This is a genomic window from Halobacteriovorax sp. DPLXC-1 (genome assembly GCF_036903125.1).
Classification (GTDB): Bacteria; Bdellovibrionota; Bacteriovoracia; order Bacteriovoracales; family Bacteriovoracaceae; genus Halobacteriovorax_A; species Halobacteriovorax_A vibrionivorans.
Genome location: NZ_JAYMCO010000001.1, coordinates 223422 through 243523, shown reverse-complemented (window position 1 = coordinate 243523; position 20102 = coordinate 223422). Strand labels below are relative to the sequence as shown.

The 20102-nt window shown below is 30.9% G+C and carries 25 protein-coding genes; 18 read left to right on the top strand and 7 right to left on the bottom strand.

The window, feature by feature from the left end:
* Nucleotides 1–2 precede the first annotated feature (2 nt).
* Nucleotides 3–203, top strand: coding sequence for a hypothetical protein (locus tag VCM44_RS01225; protein WP_334677828.1), 201 nt, complete (start codon nt 3–5; stop codon nt 201–203).
* Nucleotide 204: 1 nt separating this feature from the next.
* On the opposite strand, the gene VCM44_RS01220 is transcribed toward VCM44_RS01225, so the two are convergent.
* On the bottom strand, nt 205–1377 hold the full coding sequence (locus VCM44_RS01220) for an O-antigen ligase family protein (RefSeq protein ID WP_334677827.1): 1173 nt from the start codon (nt 1375–1377) through the stop codon (nt 205–207).
* 57 nt (nt 1378–1434) lie between these two features.
* On the opposite strand from VCM44_RS01220, the gene VCM44_RS01215 reads away from it, so the two are divergent.
* The 5 genes from VCM44_RS01215 (at nt 1435) to VCM44_RS01195 (ending at nt 3565) form a co-directional block, all read left to right on the top strand.
* Nucleotides 1435–1803, top strand: coding sequence for a hypothetical protein (locus VCM44_RS01215; RefSeq protein WP_334677826.1), 369 nt, complete (start codon nt 1435–1437; stop codon nt 1801–1803).
* Between the two features lie 3 nt (nt 1804–1806).
* On the top strand, nt 1807–2610 hold the full coding sequence (gene atpB, locus VCM44_RS01210) for a F0F1 ATP synthase subunit A (protein ID WP_199506609.1): 804 nt from the start codon (nt 1807–1809) through the stop codon (nt 2608–2610).
* Between the two features lie 66 nt (nt 2611–2676).
* Nucleotides 2677–2901, top strand: a complete 225-nt coding sequence (locus VCM44_RS01205; protein ID WP_021267602.1) for an ATP synthase F0 subunit C — start codon at nt 2677–2679, stop codon at nt 2899–2901.
* Nucleotides 2902–2973: 72 nt separating this feature from the next.
* On the top strand, nt 2974–3222 hold the full coding sequence (locus VCM44_RS01200; protein ID WP_334677825.1) for a hypothetical protein: 249 nt from the start codon (nt 2974–2976) through the stop codon (nt 3220–3222).
* Nucleotides 3223–3274: 52 nt separating this feature from the next.
* Complete coding sequence (locus VCM44_RS01195; RefSeq protein ID WP_334677824.1) at nt 3275–3565, top strand: hypothetical protein; 291 nt, start codon at nt 3275–3277, stop codon at nt 3563–3565.
* A 69-nt stretch (nt 3566–3634) separates the two neighbouring features.
* Here VCM44_RS01195 and VCM44_RS01190 read toward each other — a convergent pair whose 3' ends face one another.
* On the bottom strand, nt 3635–4696 hold the full coding sequence (locus VCM44_RS01190; RefSeq protein WP_334677823.1) for a glycosyltransferase family 4 protein: 1062 nt from the start codon (nt 4694–4696) through the stop codon (nt 3635–3637).
* Nucleotides 4697–4788: 92 nt separating this feature from the next.
* Between VCM44_RS01190 and rfbB the strand changes: the two genes are divergently transcribed.
* Genes rfbB through rffA form a run of 3 tightly spaced genes read left to right on the top strand, consistent with a single transcriptional unit; the run spans nt 4789 to nt 7778 of the window.
* On the top strand, nt 4789–5799 hold the full coding sequence (rfbB, locus tag VCM44_RS01185; RefSeq protein ID WP_334677822.1) for a dTDP-glucose 4,6-dehydratase: 1011 nt from the start codon (nt 4789–4791) through the stop codon (nt 5797–5799).
* Between the two features lie 9 nt (nt 5800–5808).
* A complete protein-coding gene (gene rfbA, locus VCM44_RS01180) occupies nt 5809–6684 on the top strand; it encodes a glucose-1-phosphate thymidylyltransferase RfbA (RefSeq protein WP_334677821.1) in 876 nt (291 codons plus the stop codon).
* Nucleotides 6681–7778, top strand: coding sequence for a dTDP-4-amino-4,6-dideoxygalactose transaminase (gene rffA / locus VCM44_RS01175; RefSeq protein ID WP_334677820.1), 1098 nt, complete (start codon nt 6681–6683; stop codon nt 7776–7778). Before rfbA ends, rffA begins: the two co-directional genes overlap by 4 nt.
* A gap of 21 nt (nt 7779–7799) precedes the next feature.
* On the opposite strand, the gene VCM44_RS01170 is transcribed toward rffA, so the two are convergent.
* Nucleotides 7800–8546 carry a glycosyltransferase family 2 protein gene (locus VCM44_RS01170; protein ID WP_442905002.1) on the bottom strand — a complete coding sequence of 249 codons (747 nt, stop codon included), beginning with the start codon at nt 8544–8546 and terminating at the stop codon, nt 7800–7802.
* A 103-nt stretch (nt 8547–8649) separates the two neighbouring features.
* On the opposite strand from VCM44_RS01170, the gene VCM44_RS01165 reads away from it, so the two are divergent.
* Both VCM44_RS01165 and VCM44_RS01160 read left to right on the top strand, forming a co-directional pair.
* On the top strand, nt 8650–9384 hold the full coding sequence (locus VCM44_RS01165; RefSeq protein WP_334677818.1) for a class I SAM-dependent methyltransferase: 735 nt from the start codon (nt 8650–8652) through the stop codon (nt 9382–9384).
* A gap of 12 nt (nt 9385–9396) precedes the next feature.
* A complete protein-coding gene (locus VCM44_RS01160; protein WP_334677817.1) occupies nt 9397–9735 on the top strand; it encodes a hypothetical protein in 339 nt (112 codons plus the stop codon).
* On the opposite strand, the gene VCM44_RS01155 is transcribed toward VCM44_RS01160, so the two are convergent.
* Genes VCM44_RS01155 through VCM44_RS01145 form a run of 3 tightly spaced genes read right to left on the bottom strand, consistent with a single transcriptional unit; the run spans nt 9728 to nt 12649 of the window.
* Nucleotides 9728–10441, bottom strand: a complete 714-nt coding sequence (locus VCM44_RS01155) for a glycosyltransferase family 2 protein (RefSeq protein WP_334677816.1) — start codon at nt 10439–10441, stop codon at nt 9728–9730. The two genes, VCM44_RS01160 and VCM44_RS01155, sit on opposite strands and share 8 nt — an antisense overlap.
* Before the next feature lie 3 nt (nt 10442–10444).
* Nucleotides 10445–11071 carry an HAD family hydrolase gene (locus VCM44_RS01150; protein WP_334677815.1) on the bottom strand — a complete coding sequence of 209 codons (627 nt, stop codon included), beginning with the start codon at nt 11069–11071 and terminating at the stop codon, nt 10445–10447.
* Nucleotides 11072–11080: 9 nt separating this feature from the next.
* Nucleotides 11081–12649: a hypothetical protein gene (locus VCM44_RS01145; protein WP_334677814.1), complete on the bottom strand. Its 1569-nt coding sequence runs from the start codon at nt 12647–12649 to the stop codon at nt 11081–11083.
* A gap of 80 nt (nt 12650–12729) precedes the next feature.
* Between VCM44_RS01145 and VCM44_RS01140 the strand changes: the two genes are divergently transcribed.
* Nucleotides 12730–13365, top strand: coding sequence for a hypothetical protein (locus tag VCM44_RS01140; protein ID WP_334677813.1), 636 nt, complete (start codon nt 12730–12732; stop codon nt 13363–13365).
* A gap of 45 nt (nt 13366–13410) precedes the next feature.
* Entirely contained in the window at nt 13411–14067 is a 657-nt protein-coding gene (locus VCM44_RS01135; RefSeq protein WP_334677812.1) for a hypothetical protein, read from the top strand.
* A gap of 1 nt (nt 14068) precedes the next feature.
* Here VCM44_RS01135 and VCM44_RS01130 read toward each other — a convergent pair whose 3' ends face one another.
* Nucleotides 14069–14713, bottom strand: coding sequence for a hypothetical protein (locus VCM44_RS01130; protein WP_334677811.1), 645 nt, complete (start codon nt 14711–14713; stop codon nt 14069–14071).
* Nucleotides 14714–14778: 65 nt separating this feature from the next.
* Here VCM44_RS01130 and VCM44_RS01125 point away from each other — a divergent pair, with 65 nt between their 5' ends.
* From VCM44_RS01125 to VCM44_RS01105, 5 genes are read left to right on the top strand one after another with little or no spacing between them, the layout of a single operon-like run.
* On the top strand, nt 14779–15561 hold the full coding sequence (locus VCM44_RS01125) for a hypothetical protein (protein WP_334677810.1): 783 nt from the start codon (nt 14779–14781) through the stop codon (nt 15559–15561).
* Nucleotides 15561–16256: a GNAT family N-acetyltransferase gene (locus VCM44_RS01120; RefSeq protein WP_334677809.1), complete on the top strand. Its 696-nt coding sequence runs from the start codon at nt 15561–15563 to the stop codon at nt 16254–16256. Before VCM44_RS01125 ends, VCM44_RS01120 begins: the two co-directional genes overlap by 1 nt.
* Nucleotides 16253–17428 (top strand): glycosyltransferase family 4 protein, encoded by a 1176-nt coding sequence (locus tag VCM44_RS01115; protein ID WP_334677808.1) that lies wholly within the window; start codon nt 16253–16255, stop codon nt 17426–17428. Before VCM44_RS01120 ends, VCM44_RS01115 begins: the two co-directional genes overlap by 4 nt.
* Nucleotides 17428–18867: an oligosaccharide flippase family protein gene (locus VCM44_RS01110; protein ID WP_334677807.1), complete on the top strand. Its 1440-nt coding sequence runs from the start codon at nt 17428–17430 to the stop codon at nt 18865–18867. The genes VCM44_RS01115 and VCM44_RS01110 overlap by 1 nt, the downstream gene beginning before the upstream one ends.
* The gene (locus VCM44_RS01105; protein ID WP_334677806.1) at nt 18860–20071 is read left to right on the top strand and encodes a hypothetical protein; all 1212 of its coding nucleotides are present in this window, start codon (nt 18860–18862) and stop codon (nt 20069–20071) included. Before VCM44_RS01110 ends, VCM44_RS01105 begins: the two co-directional genes overlap by 8 nt.
* The last annotated feature ends 31 nt before the right edge of the window (nt 20072–20102 follow it).

Genomic DNA, 20102 nt, shown 5'->3' with positions numbered 1-20102 from the left:
CGATGGCGCTTTTCGATCCAAAGTGGATTAAACCCATGGCCCTTGCAATGTCGCTTCCATCAACTGCCTTGATCGTTGCTTGGGGCCTATGGGAAATGGTTGATGCTAATATCATCACTCAAGGTTGGGCCATTTTTATATTCCTGGCTGCAATTGGAAATATTTTAATCTCAATGGTTATTTTTGCACTTAAGAAAAAATAATCTACGCTTTTTTCCTAATAAATAACATTCCATACATGACAAATAATATTGAAGTCACCGGACCGATGTATAAAGGTGTGTCAGTAATAGTAATAGTTAAGTATGTTATAAAACTTGGTAGGGCAATTAAATTAATCAAATTAAAATTTAATAAATATGTTAGTAACCAATAGCCGAAAAATAATAAATAAGTAATCAATCCAATTGTTCCCATCATTGACATGGCGTCAAGTAATTGATTATGTGAATGTTCCGCGCAATGCCTAGGTTTAATATCATGTTGTTCTTGTATACGTTCACATTCATTTCCGTAATTTCTTAAACCATATCCTAATAAGGGCTTTTCTTTATATAAATGGAAAGCAGTTTTAAACAGAGAGATTCTATAAGAATCACTAGATTCTTTTTGATTGAAGCGATAAAAATTTAAGTCAATCTTATTGAAAATTACATAAGTTAATGAACCTGCTAGTAATAGTCCTAATAAGAAAGATGCCGTGAAAATCTTTTTATTAGTGTAATAAAATATAAAGGGTAGAGAGGCTATAAAAGCAAGTAAAGATCCCCTTGTATAGGCATAATACAAACCAATTAAATTAATGATTAATGTAATTAATAACACTTTAAAATCTATATAAGACTTAAATCTTTTATAATGGACAATAAGAGATAAAGTTAAAGAACTTATAATTGCGATAGGATAAGAGTAATACATTGATCCACCCATTAATGCGCCTTGATTTCTTGGATAATGATCAACTTCAAATTTTAATATATTAAATTTTGAAAAAAGAGTTACTAGTCCGATAAAAGAGCTAATTGCACTAAGAGTTAATGTCCAGAATAAGATTCTTCTTTTCCATTTCAATGTAATTAAATGGCCGAATTGAAAAAAAGCAGCGGAAAATAATATTGGTATAATATAATATTTTAACTTCGAGTAATTACCACCACCATTATAAATATTACTAATTAAGATAGAGCCAATGAAAAGAATAAAAAATATTTGTAATTTGTTTTTTAAAACTACTTTGTAAGAATCCTTTGATACATAGAATGCCAAAACAACAAAGAGCAGCATGCCTATACCAGCAAATGCTTTATAGAAAATTGTCATTGTTAAGTAGAAGAAGATCGCCCAAGCAAGTAGATTTGCCTTCTTAGTCTCTGTCATATTTTATTCCCGTCAAAAGTATTTGAAATTAAGAGAAATTATAGTAACTATGCGTTCATGTTTAAAGAATTAATTAATAAGATTAGCTTTAGTCGCTATTTTATTTTATCTCTTCCATTAGCTGCAATTTGTCTCTTTTTTCTTACATTTGGAAAAGAATGGCTAGCGTTCGGGATCATTTATGCGGCCACTGTAATATATTTAGTCATGTTTTGGATGGCCGTAGATGAGCTGATAAAGCCACATCGCGTTGAAGGTTATAAGGCCAATAAGAAGTATCTAGCGTTTTTATTTATAGGTAAGACTGCAATTTTAATTGGTGCCTTATTATTTAGTGTACAAATTCTGGAAAGTAAGATAATTATACCGGTAATAAATTATTTCTTAAATATATTTGTGCTGGGCGCCAGCATCAGAAAGGACTAGTTAATGAAAAAAATGGCCCTTCTTTTATCGACTCTATTAGCGACAAATGCACATGCAGCAGGTGGATTCCTTTGGTTAGGTGAACTATCACAGGCTCTAGGAGCTAGCTATGTGGATCACATCTTCACAAAGTCATTCGTTGCAATTTTAATTCTTTTAATTGCTCTAGCTTATAGATTAAGAGTATCAAAAATGACTCTTGATGAAACAGTAGTCCCTGACAAAGGAATTACTCTTAGAAACTTAGTTGAGATGTATGGTTCATTCATCTACACTCAATGTCGTGCTGTTCTTGGTGAAGAAGATGCACCTAAGTATTTTAAATTCATCGCATTCCTATTTATCACAATTTTCCTAGCAAACGTTATTGGTCTTATTCCAGGTTTCTTACCTCCAACAGAATATATCAATACAACGTTAGCTCTTGGTGTTCTTTCATTTGTTTACTACAACATCAAAGGTTGTAAAGAACTTGGAACTATGAACTACCTTGCTCACTTTGCTGGGCCACTATGGTATATGGCAATCTTAATTTTCCCAATTGAGATTCTTTCAAACTTTATTCGTCCTCTATCTCTAGCACTACGCCTTAGAGGTAATATGATGGGTGACCACCACGTACTTACAACATTCCTTAACCTTGAAATTCTTGGTGTAAATGTTGGTATGTTTGGTGCTGCTATCCCATTCTACTTACTTGGACTTCTAGTTTGTTTTATCCAAGCTTACGTATTTACAATGTTATCAATGGTTTATATTAGCTTAGCAACTGCTCACCACGATCATGATGAGCACCACGCGCACTAATAAAAACTTAAACTTATTAATTTAACTGTTACTTGATCAAAGTAACTAACGTTTTAGGAGACTATTATGGAAAACACTCAAGCAATTAAGTACATCGCGTATTTCTTAGCAATGGCTATCGCTGCATACGGTGGTACTGCTGCACAATCAAGAGCTGCATCTGTTGCTCTAGAAGGTATCGCAAGAAACCCATCTGCTGCTGACAAGATTCAAACACCAATGATCCTTGGTCTAGCACTTATGGAATCACTTGTAATTTTCGTACTTATCTCAGTATTCCTTGCTGGATAATCTCGAAACACAAATTCGATTTTAAAAGAGAAGGCAGTCGTAAGACTGCCTTTTTTGTTTTAAGCTTATTAAATGCATACCTTAGAAAATGATTGTATAAAAATTAAAGTCGCCTCTATGGGGGCAGAGCTCAAAAGCCTTTATTCTAAAATTAGGAATAAGGAATATCTCTGGCAAGCTGATTCAAAGTGGTGGGGAAGGTCTGCTCCACATATTGGATATGAAACTAATGAATATATTCAAGAGAATAATATCGTTAAGCATGGCTATGCTCGAGACACTGAGTTTGATCTTATTTCTCAATCTGAAAATTTAAACTAAATGACGAATTAACTATGAGCTTATTGAAAATAGTCTAAGTATCAATTATAAAGTGCTCGTAGACTTTCCTTATATGATCGGTGGCCATCCCGCTTTTAATATTGATTCTCTACCTGTTGAATTACATTTTTCAAATAAGTCTGATTACTATTTCTTAAAAGATGGTGTCATTGATCGTTCTATATCTTATGAAATTGAAGAAAACACGCTCTCAATAGATAGTGAAACTTTTAGGAATGATGCCCTGGTATTTTATAATGATTTTAAGAATTGTCAGGTGATTCTTGGGGGTGAAATTGTTATGATTTATGATAGTGAGTTGTTTGGCGTTTGGGCACATTAGGGGCTCCTTTTGTATGTCTGGAGCCTTGGTGGGTAAATACTAACAATGTAGATAACATTGAGTATACTATTAAATTGTAACGTTTAAATACTTTTTACTCATTCTATTGAATGTAATGAGATTGAAAAACGTGTAAAGTACGATAAACATTGCAGGAATAATAATTTTACCTGTTATTTGGTTTAGTATAACGGCCGTAATTATACATCCGCAATTGATCGCAAATAAAACTAGCGCAGCTTGAATATGACTTAGTCCTTTTTTTAGTAGGATATGATGGAGATGGTTTTGATCGGGTGTGAATGGACTTTGCTTTTTCAGTATTCGTAAAAACATTACTCTTAATGTGTCTAGTAGTGGTATGAATACTACAGCAACTGCAATAGAAGGTGCTGATCTGAATGAGAAAACTAGATTTGTTTCTTTATGATTGAGATTGATAAACCTTATCAAAAGATAAGAGATTGTTAATCCTATTAATAATGATCCAGTGTCACCCATAAATATCTTAGCAGGTGTCTTGTTAAAACGAAGGAAAGCAATAAGTGAGCCAATAAGTGAAAGAGAAACTCCTAATTCAACTTTAAAGTTGTTAATTCCAAACCAAGTAGCAAGAAATAAACAAGAGGAAATTGATACTAAACCAGCAAGCCAGTTAATACCGTCAATAAGATTAAAAGCGTTAATTAAGCCAACAAATGTTAAGGTTGTAAATATATTGGCCTCAACTTCATTCAATGTACCTATTCCTAATACATTATAAAAGTTATCAATCTTTACTCCTGAATAAAAAATGATGATTTGTGCACAAATTATCTGAACAAGTAGTTTTTTTCTTGCTGAAAGTACGAATATGTCATCCTTCAAACCGAGGAAGAAAATGATGAACTGAGTCACTAACAAATACTGAATACTTGAGAAACTTTCATTTGGTGTAAAGAATAAGCTTGAGAAACATATCCCCATGAATAATGCAATTCCGCCTAATGAAGGTACAGGTGTTTTGTGGCTAGTACGGTGGTTTGCTTGTGCATATAATTGAGTCGATTCAGCAAATTTAATTAAAATTGGTATTGTTATATATGTGATAACAAATGATGCGATTAAATATAAAATTGATGTTATAATCATAATAAATATTTATAACAATATTTTATATAACTAACAATTATCTAATGTTACTTTTATATTAATATTACTTACTATTAGAGTATAGGTATCAAATGCGTAATATATTGATTACAGGGGGAGCTGGATTTATAGGCTCTAACTTTATTGTTCACATTTTAGGGAAATATCCAGAGTATAACATCATTAATTTTGATCTTCTTACATATGCAGGTAATGAAGATAACTTAGAAGAAGTACTAAACCACCCTAATTATATTTTTGAAAAAGGTGATATATCTTGTCGTGACACTGTGAGTAATATATTCCTAAAGTATAAAATAACTGATGTGATAAACTTTGCAGCAGAATCTCATGTTGATAATTCAATTAGTGGCCCTGAAGCTTTTGTTAAGACAAATGTAAATGGTACTTTCATTTTATTAGATGTTGCTAGAAATTTTTGGCAAGATTCTCCGTTTAAATATAAGAATGAATTCTCAAATTCAAGATTTTTACATATTTCTACTGATGAAGTTTACGGTACCCTTGGAGAAGAAGGTCTTTTTACAGAGACAACTCCATATGCACCAAATTCTCCTTATTCTGCAAGTAAGGCATCTTCAGATATGCTAGTAAGATCATACTTTCATACATATGGCTTAAATGTTGTTACGACAAATTGTTCAAATAATTATGGCCCTAAACAACATGACGAGAAATTAATACCTACTATAATTAGAAATGCACTAGCAGGAAATAAAATACCTATTTATGGTGATGGAAAAAATATTAGAGATTGGCTATACGTTTTAGACCATTGTACAGGAATTCTTAAAGCTTTTCATCAAGGACTCGCTGGTGAAACATATAATATTGGCGGTAAGAACGAACGTACAAATAATCAGATAGCAGATGCGATATGTCGAATCCTCGATGATAAACTTCCATTGAAAAGTGGTAGTTATTCAGACTTAATTTCTTATGTTGAAGATAGACATGGTCATGATAAAAGATATGCCATTGATGCTTCCAAAATAGAAAATGATTTAGGATGGAAGGCTGAAGAAAATTTTGATTCTGGAATTATTAAAACAATTGATTGGTATATAAAAAAATATAATTAAAGGTAAGATATGAAAGGAATTGTATTAGCTGGTGGTAATGGAACAAGACTTCACCCTGTTACTCTAGGTGTAAGCAAACAGCTGTTATCTGTTTACGATAAACCAATGATTTATTATCCTCTATCGGTTCTTATGTTAGCGGGAATTCGAGAGATCTTAATTATTTCAACTCCACGTGATATTCCATTAATAAAAGGATTATTAGGTGATGGTAGTCAGTTGGGTATTGAGATTGAATATAAAATTCAAGATGAACCTAAAGGCATAGCTGAAGCATTTATTCTAGGTGAAGAATTCATTGGTGATTCTTCAGTTTCTTTAATTCTTGGTGATAATATATTTTATGGACAAGGTTTTGCTAATACTCTAAGAGAAGCTAGCAACATAACTGATGGTGGTGTAATTTATGGTTATCCTGTAAGAGACCCAGAAAGATTTGGAGTTGTTGAATTCGATAAGAACTTTGAAGTGTTATCCATTGAAGAAAAACCATCATCTCCAAAGTCGAACTATGCTGTAACTGGTTTGTACTTCTATGATAATGAAGTTGTCTCAATTGCGAAAAGTTTATCTCCTTCACTTCGAGGTGAATTAGAGATTACTGATATCAATGTAGAGTATATGAAACGTGGAAAATTAAAACTCCAACCTCTTGGTCGTGGCTTTAGTTGGATTGATATGGGAACTCACGAATCTTTAATTAAAGCATCACAATACGTTCATATGATAGAAGATGTTCAAGGTCTTAAAATTGCTTGTCTCGAGGAGATATCATTTAATAATGGATGGCTCACTAAAGATGGATTAGAAAAGCAATTTAAGTTACAAGAAAAATCAAGCTATGGTGAATATTTAAAGTTATTAATTTCGAGAGCAAATAAGTGAAAATTCCATTTAATAAATCAACAGTAGTTGGCAATGAGTTAGAATATATTAAAGATGCCATTGATCGTTCACATATATCGGGTAATGGTTATTACTCAAAAAAATGCGTTAACTTTTTTCAAGAAAAATATGGCTTTGGAAAATGTTTGCTAACAACGTCATGTACAGATGCACTTGAAATGTCTGCTGTACTATTAGATTTAAAGCCAGGAGATGAGGTAATTGTACCTGCTTTCACATTTGTATCAACAGCTAATGCTTATACTCTTCATGGTGGAAAAGTTGTTTTTGCAGACTCTAAAGATAATAATCCAAATATATGTCCAAAATCAATCAGAAGTAAGATAACAAAAAATACACGTGCAATCTGTATCGTTCATTATGCTGGTTATGCGTGCGATATGGATGAGATTCTAGAAATTTGCAAAGAGCATAATCTAGTATTAATTGAAGATGCTGCTCAGGCTATAGATTCATTTTATAAAGGAAGAGCTTTAGGTAGCTTTGGAGATTTTGCAACATTTTCATTTCATGAAACTAAAAATATTAGTAGTGGTGAAGGTGGAATGCTAGTTGTTAACAACTCAGAATTTTATGATCGATCTGAAATCATTTGGGAGAAAGGGACAAACAGAGCTGCATTTAAAAGAGGTGATGTTCAAAAATACGAATGTGTTGATGTTGGAGCATCTTACTTACTCTCAGAACTTAATGCAGCTTATCTTTGGGGCCAAGTTGAAAAACTAGAAGTAGTAACGGCTAAACGAAAAGAAATCTGGGATTACTATTATAATGAGGTTTTTAAATTAGGTTATTTTAATCTTCCAGAAAAAGAAGAAGGAAAGGATTATAATGGTCATCTTTTTTTTCTTACAATTGATTCAAACAAAAGAAGTGAATTAATTAGTAATCTTGCTGATCAAGATATCTCTACTTCATTTCATTACTTATCTTTGGAAAGCAGTCCTTATTATAATGCAGGGAAATCTTGTACAAATGCTATTCGATTTGAAAAAGAAATTCTTAGATTGCCTATTTATTATTCAATGAGAATTGAGGATTATAAAAAAGTTATTGATTGCTTAAGTAAGTAAAAAGGCCCTAACGGACCTTTTTTATATTTGAAATATTATATCTTTATCTTCATTTTCAAGAAACTTATTTAAGTCTTGTGGTGTCCCGATCCCATGCATATCAGCCATTTTAATATCGTAAATGCCGATTTTAGCACCTGATTTAATTGAATAGTTATAGACAGGACAAGTGTAAAATTCATTATTAACTCTGTCATTATTTACAATCATCTGTACAGCGGATCTAATAAATTCGCTACCTTTATTAAATAGATAAATTCCAACAGTCGCATGCTCAGAAATAGCTTCTTTTTCTCTTACTTCTGTTACGTAAGATGATTTATCAATTTTAGCAAAAGACCATTTAGGATTTAATTCCTCATCTTTAAATGTCAGAATCGATCCATCTAATTTTCTCGATTTTGCATCGTTTAAAAATTCATTGATATCTAAATTTACGAGTTGGTCTGAGTTTGCGATTAGAAGAGGCTGTTCATTATTTATCTCATCATATGCTAGAAGCGCAGTGCAAGCAGTACCTTCTGTGAGTTTTTTACAAACGATAAACTTTACGCCATATTCCTTTTCAAGATATGATTTTAGTTCTTTTTCTCTATCAAGATGTTCTTGTCTTGCAATTAAAATATAATTAGCATTCGGTATTTTTAAATTATTTATAATTCTCTCAATCATTGGCTTCCCATCTACATCTATAAATGGTTTTGGTTTCTCATAACCCTCTTTAGCAAAACGGCTTCCTTGGCCAGCCATTGGTATAAGTACATTTATCAAATTAACCTCTTTGTTTAATTGTTACGAAAGTAAACATAGTATATAGTATACTTAATTATTTTTTAAGTTAAGGAAATTGAGGTGTTTTATGTTTATAAGCGTGTCTGAACTAAAAAAGAAGCTTTTGGTGAATTATTTAAGAATTACCAAGGGCCTTAATAAGTATAGTGCAATGCAAAAGGCTGCATATGTAAAAGGTACATCCGACCATGATGAACATAACGAGAATAGCGATTATTGGGATGTTTTACTAGGGCCAATAAAAGAAAACCCAGAAGCTTGGTCCGGTAAAGTAGCAATGGATTTTGGTTGTGGACAAGGTCGAAATATTAACAATCTTTATAAGCTTGCAGATTTTAAAAGAATTGATGGTGTTGATATCTCTGAGGAGAATATTTCTGATTGTACAGTGAGATTTAAAGACAAAGAAGGTGTTTTTTATTGTAATAATGGTACAGACTTATCTGATGTTGCTTCAAATACATATGACCTCGTAATGTCTACGATAGTTTTTCAGCATATCGCTGTATATGACATTAGAAAATCATTATTAACAGATATCTATAGATCTTTAAAAGAAAATGGAAAACTTACTATCCAAATGGGATTTGGTCCAAAGCTTGAGGACAGTAATGGAAACCCTTTAGCTGATTATTATCAAAATACTTGGGATGCTAAAGGTACAAATTCAGACTTTGATGTTCAAGTTAGAGATGAAAAAGAACTTACTGAAGATTTAGAAAAAATAGGATTTAAAATAGAATCAATAAAAGTACTTCCTTCGTTCTCAGATATTAGACATGAAAGTTGGATTTATGTTGTCGCTAGTAAATAGGTAAGGTTTGACATGATTGAATTAACAAAAGCATATATACATTATTTTGAGAATAAAATGCTAATGGAAATTTTATCTTTATTAGAAGATGATTTCTATTTAGAAGACCCTGTTGTGAAACACGTTACTGGATCAGTGTCTGTTGAAAAATTTTTTAAAGATTTTTTCTCATCAAATGAAACAATTAGTTTTAAAGCAAATAATATTTACATAGATAATGAAAGAAATGTTTCTATTATTGAATTCGAGCTGAATTTAGATGGAATGATATTGTTTGGTACTGATATTATTGAATGGTCAGAAAACAATAAAATGAAATGCTTAAGAGCTTATTTAGATATCCCTAAATAAGCTCTTTAGAGTATTCTTCAATTGCTTTAACTGAAGTTAATGAGTGGTAATGCTCCCTATTTATTCTTGAAGCCCCGACTGTTTTGTTATTTAAAATTAACTCATTAAATGTAGGGCAAATATAAAATTGTCCATTAGTATGAGTATCTTTTTTTATCATTGAAGAAGCAGACTCAATAAAGTCTTTTCCTTTTTTATAATAATATATACCTGCAGTAGCTTGTTTACTGATTGGCTTTTTTTCACTAGCTTCGATTACATGGTTATTTTCATCCGTTTTAACATAACTCCATCTAGGGTGAATTGATTCAAAAACAACTGTACCAGCATCATATAGTTTCAAATCATTAATTATATTATTAAGATCAGCATTTATAATTTGATCACCATTTGTTAGCACTAGTTCTTCGTCATTTGAAATGTGATCTATAGCATAAAGAGCCGAACATGCAGCTCCTTGTGTCTCATTATTAATAGTGATGACTTTTGCACTAGGATCGATAAGCTCTATAACCTTATTTAAGTGCCATTTTTGTGCATCTTCAGCATTTATTACAAAAATGAAATTTGAATTTAAAGATTTTAGATTATTGTAAACGTGCTCTACTAATGGTTTTCCATTAATTTCATAAAGAAATTTAGGAAACTTAGATCCATCTTTAAAGAATTCATTTGAACTACCTGCCATTAAGATAACTGTGTTCATAACTTATAAACCTTCATTAATTTGATTAATTCTATTTTTAATATTTTCATAATAGACATCATCAACAGTTTCCACTTTTAATAGATGTGCGCCACTTGCTTTTGCTGCCTTGATACCATTTTCATTATCTTCAACAATTAGACATTCTTTTGGGTCTAACCCAAAGAAGTTTATCATTTTAATATACATTTCAGGATCGGGTTTTCCTTTACTTACATCTTGATTGCTATAGGAATTATCAAGGAAACGTTGTAAATCACTCTTTTCCATCATGATATCAACTGTTTGTCTGATTGAGTTAGAACAAACACCTAGTTTATATCCATCTTCCTTTAATTTACTAAGAGCTCTTTGATGGATAAATCTTGGTTTACACATGGTAAATGCCATTTCAAGGGTATTAATCTGCTTAATATCATTAATTAATTGGTGCAGTCCTTTGGGAAGATTATTTTCAAGACTAAGCATTTCTAATTTCTTTTTTGTTGGCAGTCCATCATATGTCACAAGATGGTCATATCGACTAATATTTTGTCCAAAAAGATTTAAAGCTTTGTTTAGTGCTTCGTAATGCCATTCTTTGGCATCAATTAAAACACCGTCCATATCAAAAATTACAGCTTTTATCATAAATACACCTTAAACAGTTCCTCTTTTGTCTGGTGAAACATTATATGCTTTTAAAATTGGAGATAATATATCGGCATATTCTAGCATGTTCCATTTACCTTTCACAATTGCTGTTGCTACATATGGATAAATTGCATTATCCCAGTGATGAAGTCCAGCCTTTCTTCCGTGAGAATGTAGGTAACCACATTTGATGCCTTTCTTTCTTATCGTTTTCTGGGCACTGATTTCGAGTTCCCATATAGAGTCTCCAAAATTATCTCCCATGAGTTCAGAAAATTTATCAATCTTCCATATTGTTGGTTGAACACTATACAGCCATTTTGAAAATGGAAGCATTCTCTTGATGTTTTGATTATTTATTGAACGGAATGAATAACATTGTGAAGCTTTAATTAGTCTAATTGAATCAAGTCCATTTCTAGGGAAGTTTTTGGTCGATGGTTTAAGAACTGTTTCAATAGCTTGTTTAAGTTGAATGAAATCAACATCTTTATAAAGAATCATATCTTCATGTTCAAATAAACAAACTTCAAAACCTCTATTTTTTAATATCTGAAGACAACTATGGATTTTTTCTGGATAGCTCTTATTTTCATCATAGATTATCTGTTCATAGTCCGTAGGAACTTCCTCACTATATTTATTAATAAAAATAAATTTAGGGCCAATGACCGGACAATGTTTTTCTTTCTGTTGAAAATAGCAAGGCCATACATCAGAATAATCAGTATGAGAGTACATTACAGAGCATACTTTTGTTGACATATTACCTACGTATTTTGATTTTTTATATAAACCTGAATCAATCATAAAATATTTGTGTATTAGGTGGTTATTGTGTCCTTCAAATTCTTTAAACTTCTTTAATTTTTTAGACTTGTTTGAACTAAGAACTTCATTAGAAAATATATTAGTTGGATTACTATCTGGAAGTCCTTTTTGAATCATGGAAAGATATTCGCTATCTTTTTTGTAGTACTCTAGGCTCTTTTCATACATTGTTGCTAGAATGTCGATATTAGCACTAGAAGAATAGAACCACATATCAGCGAAGCCATCATTTAACTGATTCCACATGGCAGAATAAATATAATTCATATCAGCTTCAGGGTCATAGACTAGTTCTGATACTTTCCAAGGTTGATAACCATTGTATTTATCCATTTGACCAGTGTCAAACCTGGTTACGATTACGCTATCATATATTATGGAATTATTTTGTTCGTATTTTCTTTTTAGTTTTATAGCTTGAGCTCTCGAGTAAAAAAAACTTAAACTATTAGAGATTGTTCTAAAGTTTTGTTGACCAGGAAATTGAAAAACACTCTCATCGATATTGTGATTTTTAATAGTAATATTAAAGTCAATTTGGTTTTCAAACGAAGAATCTCGTAGCCATTTCTTATATTTATTTGTGATTTTGTCTTGTAGATCGATATCCCACGAATGAATGAAAACATCGATTTGTGAGTATTTAGATAGTAATTGTTCGTAGATATAATTGAAGCCTTCATCACCAGAGGTAGGACTTAAACGATTATTATATTTGCCGTATATGCATAGTGCTATTTTCATAATTTGCTTATGGTGTAAAGTTTAAGTATTCTAGCGATCTATCGAAATATTGTCAAAATTTACTTTGTTTAGGACTCAAGATGGAAATAATAAGTCATAGAGGATATTGGGTAAAAAACTCAGAAAAGAATCTTGAAGTAGCATTTAGAAGATCATTTGAACTGGGGTTTGGCACCGAAACAGATCTTAGGGATTATGGGGGGGAAGTGGTTATTTCTCACGATATGCCGTGTGGTAATGATATTATGACTTTTGAGGAGTTTATAAGAATTTATATCTCTTATGAAATTTGTTCAGCGCTTGCTTTAAATGTAAAAAGTGATGGACTCCAAATACCTGTGAAAAGTATATTAGAAAAATATTCTGTTGATAATTACTTCATGTTCGATATGTCTATTCCAGACTTCCTTCAATATAAAAAAAATCATTTAAAAAGCTTTGCTAGAATTAGTGAATATGAAACTATAACACCTGAAATGCAGAATCTGATGGATGGGGTATGGTTTGATTATTTTAATAATGATGAATTAGATCATGATAGTCTTAAGCATATTTTAAAATATAACAAGCAAGTTTGCTTAGTATCACCTGAATTACATAAAAAGAATCACTTTAAATTCTGGGATAAGCTTAAACAAGAAAAACTACATTTGAATAACAAGCTTATTATATGTACAGATATTCCGGAAGAAGCAATGTCATTTTTCAAGGACTAAGATATGAGAAATATTAGTATTATAGTGCCGCTTGCAGGGCCTGATTTGTACAATGAATCTTATGGATTTAAACCTCTTATTAATTATAAAAATAGTTCTTTATATTCATATATTATCAAAAATAGAAAATGGTATCAAGATGGACTTGTAAATGAAGTAATTTTTGTACTTCGAGAAGTTCCTAATATTAAGCAACTAGAAGATAATATTAAGAATGAATTTCCAAATGCTAAGTTAGCAAAAGTATCTGATTTAACAAAAGGTGCTTTAAATAGTGCTTTAGTGGGTGTTTCTATGATTAGGAACTTCGAAAATATTGTATGTATCGACTTGATAGATATTGATTATAAGTATGATCAATGTATTGTTGATAATATGGTTTTAAATAACTATTCAGGATTCTTGTTATCATTTGAGTCTGATCTTAGTACTTATAGTTATTTAAAAGTTGAAGTTGATAAAGTTGTTAAAACTCAAGAGAAACAGGTGATTTCTAATGAGGCATCTGCTGGGACTTACTTTTATAGAAATGTTAATATGTTTTTAAAATCAGTTGATTATTCAATCAAGAACTTTCAAGTTATAAACTTCAAAAGTAATTTGTTTGTATGTCCTAGCTTTAACGGTATTATTAATGAATTGGATGGAGTTGGGTTTGATAGAGTAGTTGATGTGACTTCACTAAGTAAAGATTTTCACTGATTTATTTTAAAGATGCGATCCAGTTTTCAAATAAAGAGGAATTTGATATATCTAAAGGCTTGTTATTTATTGTCGAGTAATAACATCCTGATACTTTAATTTTTGAGTCTAATTTAGGAATTATCGTATTTTTAAAATGATGCGGTGAAGCAATGGCTGCATTAAGATAGATTGTTTTTTCATACTTTAGATATTCATCGATTTTAAAATTAATATCTATATCTTCAATTACAGATATAAAATTATGATTTTCTACATACTTATCTAATGGAAATATTTGCGAAAGATCGTGTGTTTTATTGATATCTGTATAATTTATAACTTGAATATTTTTAAAAAGAATATTGTGCACATTTATTACTAGGTGGAAAATCCTCTTAATCACACGAATTAGGTGCTTTTTACGTCCATATGAATAAAATAGAAATCCATATTTAAACAAGTCGATTTTTGAAATACGATAATCGTTGAAATTTATAATCTTACTATATTTCGCTGGCTTGAAAGAGTTGTATTCTAAAGTATTATGGCCTGCATTCCCATAAAGATGACATATAATTCCCTTAGAATTCAAATGATAAATAAGCGAATCTATTCGTAATTTTTTCTGGCTTGTAATTGAATTGTCTAATAAAAAAGCTATCATAATATTTTCATTTATGGGATTATATTGAAAATATACTACCCGTAAATTATATAAAAGGCTACATTATGAAATCTTTTAAGGGAGACTTCTATAAAATTCTTTTAAAACTTCAAAATGGAGAGAGTTTTGCTTTTAATAGATTTTCAGACGGTGAGTTGTTCATTCTTCAAAATAAAGAATTGGTCTTAGGTGATAATTTAATAAAAATTGGCAATACTGAACGAACTGGTCCTTACACTAAGGAAGACCATAAGCACTTTGACCCAAAAGAGCACAGTTTTTACAGAGATCGCTTGCTGGAAGCGTTTAAATACAGAGCAGATAACTACTTTAAGGGAATATCTTGTCGCTGTTGTGTTGGAGACGAAAACTTAGAGTGGCAATTAGATATTTTAGATGAGCCTCATGGTGATGAATATCTAACATGGGCAAACTTACTTGTTAATGGGAATTATCCTCTATTTATCGCTGAAATGTTTCCATTATTTACTGAATACAAAACGGTTTATATTTGTAGCGAAAAGTGTAATCTGGAAAGCCTTGATTTTATAGTGAAAGATTTTCGTGTTGGTTTTAATGCAATGATAAATGATTATCATAAAATTGATGAAATATCAGATTGGATAGAGTGTAATAATATAAAGAATCATTTATTTTTATTCTCTGCTTCATCATTTGCAAAGATGGCAATACATCAGTTGTACGAAAAGCATCCTAATAATACTTATATGGATATAGGAACAACAATAAATGCCTTTATTGATATGAGTATTGAAAGGGTTTATTTGGGTGATTTTTGGACAGAGAAACCATCTCCATCTGATATTTATAAAATCTGTGAGTGGTAATGCTAAAGAAGTTAGAGTGGGATTCATCATTTTTCAATAAATCAATTTATAGTTTTGAAAATAGCTTAGAAATATTGCGAGAGATAAATTTTGATAATTATGATCGTGATTCTATTATATATTATTTTTCTGATAAATTAATTCCTGAATTATCAAGTTTTTTAGTCGACGAAAAAATAGTGTACAGCAAAAGGGTACAACATGAAGATTTTTTTGTAGATAATCAAACCTTTTTTTGTCTAAAGCCAACAGAGAAAGATAGAGATATTTTTTATAAATTTTCAATAGACTCTAGTCATATGTCAAGATTTAGAAAGTCGAATCTTTTTAAAGATGATCTTGTGGATAAGTTATATATGAAGTGGATTGATCGTGCATATGATAACATGGATCTTTATTACTTTATATGTAATGTTGAACAAGAAAAAATTAATTCATTAGTTCTTATTAAAGTTGAAGATAAAAAAGCTCAAATAGAAATTGTTGCCACCGCAAAAGATGTCAGGGGTCAAGGAATTGGAAAAAGGTCGTTAGAGTTTTCGTTAAATAAACTTGAGCAAATGCATGTTGAAGATGCATTTGTGACAACGCAACTCAGTAATGTTCCAGCCTGTAGGCTATATGAAAGATGTGGCTTTAAAAGATACGATTTGAAATATATCTATCACATCCAAGTTAAGGATTTAGTAAAATGAATATTGCGATTGTTTCACTTGATGATTCGGATTTAATTAGTGTTGGGGGAAAGCACATTCATCAACAACTTTTAAAAAGAGGTTTAGAGTCAAAAGGTCATACTATCATTAACTTTTTTCCCAAAAAAAGTATGTACTTCTATTTTGTACGAATCATCTTTTATGTTTTAAATAAAGTTGGCATGTCAAAAGCAACAGCTTATAAGTGGACCCTGGATACACATTGTAATAATCTCACAAGGTTGATTAACACTTCCACAGATAATATTGAACTGGTATATGCTCAAGATCCTGTTGCCGCTGTTGCTGCTTCTAAATCTAATGTAGAGTGTAACATAGTGATGACTCTACATGGTTATTTAGCTCAAGAGTCAGTTAATTATGGTAATTATACTTTAGATGAGGCTAGTAAGGTTTTAGAGTATGGTTTGGAATATGAAAGAGCATCTATCGAAGTAGTATCAAGCATTATTTCAGTAGATACTCGTATTAAAAATTACATCATTAAAGATTTCGATTATAAGGGCACAATAAGAGTTTTAAAGAATGCAATTGATCCTGAGAAATTTAATACAACTTCTATAGAAAAAATCAAAAAACTTAAAAGTGAATTTTCTTTAAAAACGGAAAAGATTATTTTAATCCCACGTAGATTAGTACGTAAAAATGGTGTTGATATAGCAATTGATGCAATGAAAAAGTTAGGTAGTAGAGTACAGGACTTCCATATGATTATTATGGGCGATGGGCCTGAAATGAATAAGTTGAAAAATCAAGTAAGAGAAGCCTTATTGGATAAGTTTATTACATTCTTAGGGAGTGTGAATTACTCTGATGTAGCCATGTATTATGATTTGTCAGATATTGTGATGATACCTTCTGTTATTCGCGATGGTATCGAAGAAGCGACATCTCTTAGTATGCTTGAAGGACTTGCAGCAAAGAAAGCAGTAGTTGTGTCTAATATTGGTGGTATGAAAGAAGTAATCAAAAACCGTAAGAATGGCTTTTCTTTCGAGCAAGGAAATGTTGAGGAATTATGTAGTATTTTACAAGATATTGAATCTATGTCAGCGATTGACTTAGAGAATATAACTTTAAAAGGTTACAAAGACGTCTGTAAACTACATCACTATATAAGACATACTGAAGAGTACTTAAGGGAAGCTTAATGACTCAAGTAAGAAGCTTAAAGTTTAATTTTATAGTAAGATCAATTTTTTCATTTGGAGAGATGGGATTATCCCTTTTAGTATTTCCTTATGTAGCGAAGGTTTTAGGTCCAGAAAATTTAGGTAAATTTGATTATGTTATAGCTGCTGTAACTTATATGACAACACTGTGTACACTAGGGACTGTTGATTATGGAATAAGAAAAATTGCAAAGATAAAACATGATAGAGTTAATTTAAATAAAAGTTTATCTACAATGTTCACATTGAGATTTCAACTTTCACTTATTGGTTTTTTAATTTATATATTTATTGTTTTACCAGTTTTAGGAGAACTTTATAATTCGTTGTTTTGGATATCAGCAATAATTATTATTATATCTTTTTTAAATAGTACTTGGATATTGGACGGCTTAGAGGATTATACATATCTTGCTGTGATAAGAATTCTATCAAAGTTATTATTAATAGGATATCTTCGTTTATTTGTAGTTAATAGCTCTGATTTATATATGTACCTTTATGGTTACATCTTTACAGAATTTTTGTTTTTCTTAGCATCAACAATTAGAATCACAGCTAAATATAAAATGAAAATTAAGTTAAGGGAGATCTTTACGAGATTTGATATCGGTCTTGTAAATTCTTTATTAGCGATCTTCTTCTTTAATTTACTCACGACATCATTAGTAAGCTTTCCTTCGCTTTTTCTTGGAACGGTTGGGTATTTTAAAGAACAAGGCTATTATTCTGTGGCAATGAGATTTTTTTGGATAAGTTATTACTGTGTTGTTCCAATGACAGTAGTATTATTACCACGGAGTTATCGGAGTATTGAGGACTCAGTTAAGCAATTATCTAATAATTTTATCATACTGATAACTCTTGCAAGTGCTGTTGGGTTTGGACTTCTGTCTGTTTCTACTGACATTATTAAGATATTTGTGGGCAATGAATATTTTCCATCAATATATCTGTTAAACTTTTTAGCATTTGCGTGTATTGTTATTGCATTCAATAGCTTTTGGGGTATGCAAGTTATTTTTGCAAAACATAAAGAATCACTATTAATTAAAAGTAATATAATGGTTCTATTATTTATGCTAATACTTGGCAGCTATCTTATATATACATATAAGTCTGTAGGAGCTGTTTATTCCGTTTTGAGCTCACAATTACTCTTATCTATTTTATATTTTATGATTGGAAAAAAGTATTTTATGCTTGATTGGGATACTGTTGCAGAGGCTATAAAGGGTTCAATAAGTGCATTTCTTATGTATTTAATCATAAGGAAATTCAATGTGGATAATGTAGTTTTATTGTTAGCCAAAGTTTTACTAGGCGCAGGTATATTTGGTATATCTTTGATCATTTTGCGCTTTAGGGTTGCAATAAATATATTAATTAATATTAAAGATAGGATTAGACATGGATAATGTATTACTTGTTTCATATTTTGCTAGTAGACAGGGGTGTTGTCCTGCTGAGTGGGTTGATGATAAAGTAGATGCTTTTGTTAAACGTGGAAAAAAAGTTACACTTATCTCAACAATTACTGCGAAAAAGATTAGGTCACATAATGTAAAACATATACGAATACCAAGCTTTTCTTTAAGCGATTTTAAAGAAGAGAGAGCTGAGGCGATTCACAATAATGATTTTTCTAAGTTAAATTATTTATGGATTCCATTTATTTGTGTTTTAGGGTTGGTAATTGATCTTCTTCAGAAAGTGTTATTAAAAGGTATCGGTGGTGGTCGTTGGTCATGGGCCCCAAGTTGTCTTCTCGCAACTTTGTATACTTTATTAATTGGAGATTACCGCTTTATTGTAACAACAGGAGGACCTGCGTCTGCACATTTGGCTGGTTTATTTGCCGGAAAAATATCTTTAAAACCTATTGTTAGTGAGCTTCAGGATCCTCTTGTGGGTGAATCTATTGGAAGAAATTCTAGAAGTGTTCAAATGCAAATCTTGTTAGAGAAATTAATGGTTCGTTGGTGTAGTAAAGTAGTTTTTGTTACTAAAGCAGCAGCTGAGGAGTCCCGTAATAGAAACGAAAATAAGGGTAATATTGTAGCAATTTACCCTGGCTCACGTAAATTTAATACAGTTAAAAATAATATTAGTGACAAAAAAGTATTTTTGCACCTAGGAACACTTTACTCTACACGAAATTTGGATACATTTCTTCTGTCTCTTGATGAGTTAATTAATGAAGAGAAAATAGACCCTGAGTCTATAGAAGTTATAAACTTGGGAGATATTTATCTCGATAATAAACAAGAGTATTTAAACCGTAGTTATTTTAATAGTTTATCACTTGTACCAAGGCAGGAGGCTGTCGGTTTCGCCGCAAATGCAGATGTGAATATATTAGTTCAACATTCTGATAATAGAAGCAATACAACAATTCCTTATAAGACTTATGACTACTTAAACGTAGGAAAACCTATCCTAGGTTTACTTAATAGTGATGAGCTATCAAGGCTATTAAAAGATAACGGTCATTGTGTTTCAAATGTTAACAATGTCATCGAAATAAAAGATATGATACTAAGGATATTGGATAATTGTAGTGCTACGGTAGGTGAAGGAATTAATATTGAAGAACAAGTTATGGAATTAATTAATTTTTAACTAATATTAATATCTTACTTGTTAAATTGTT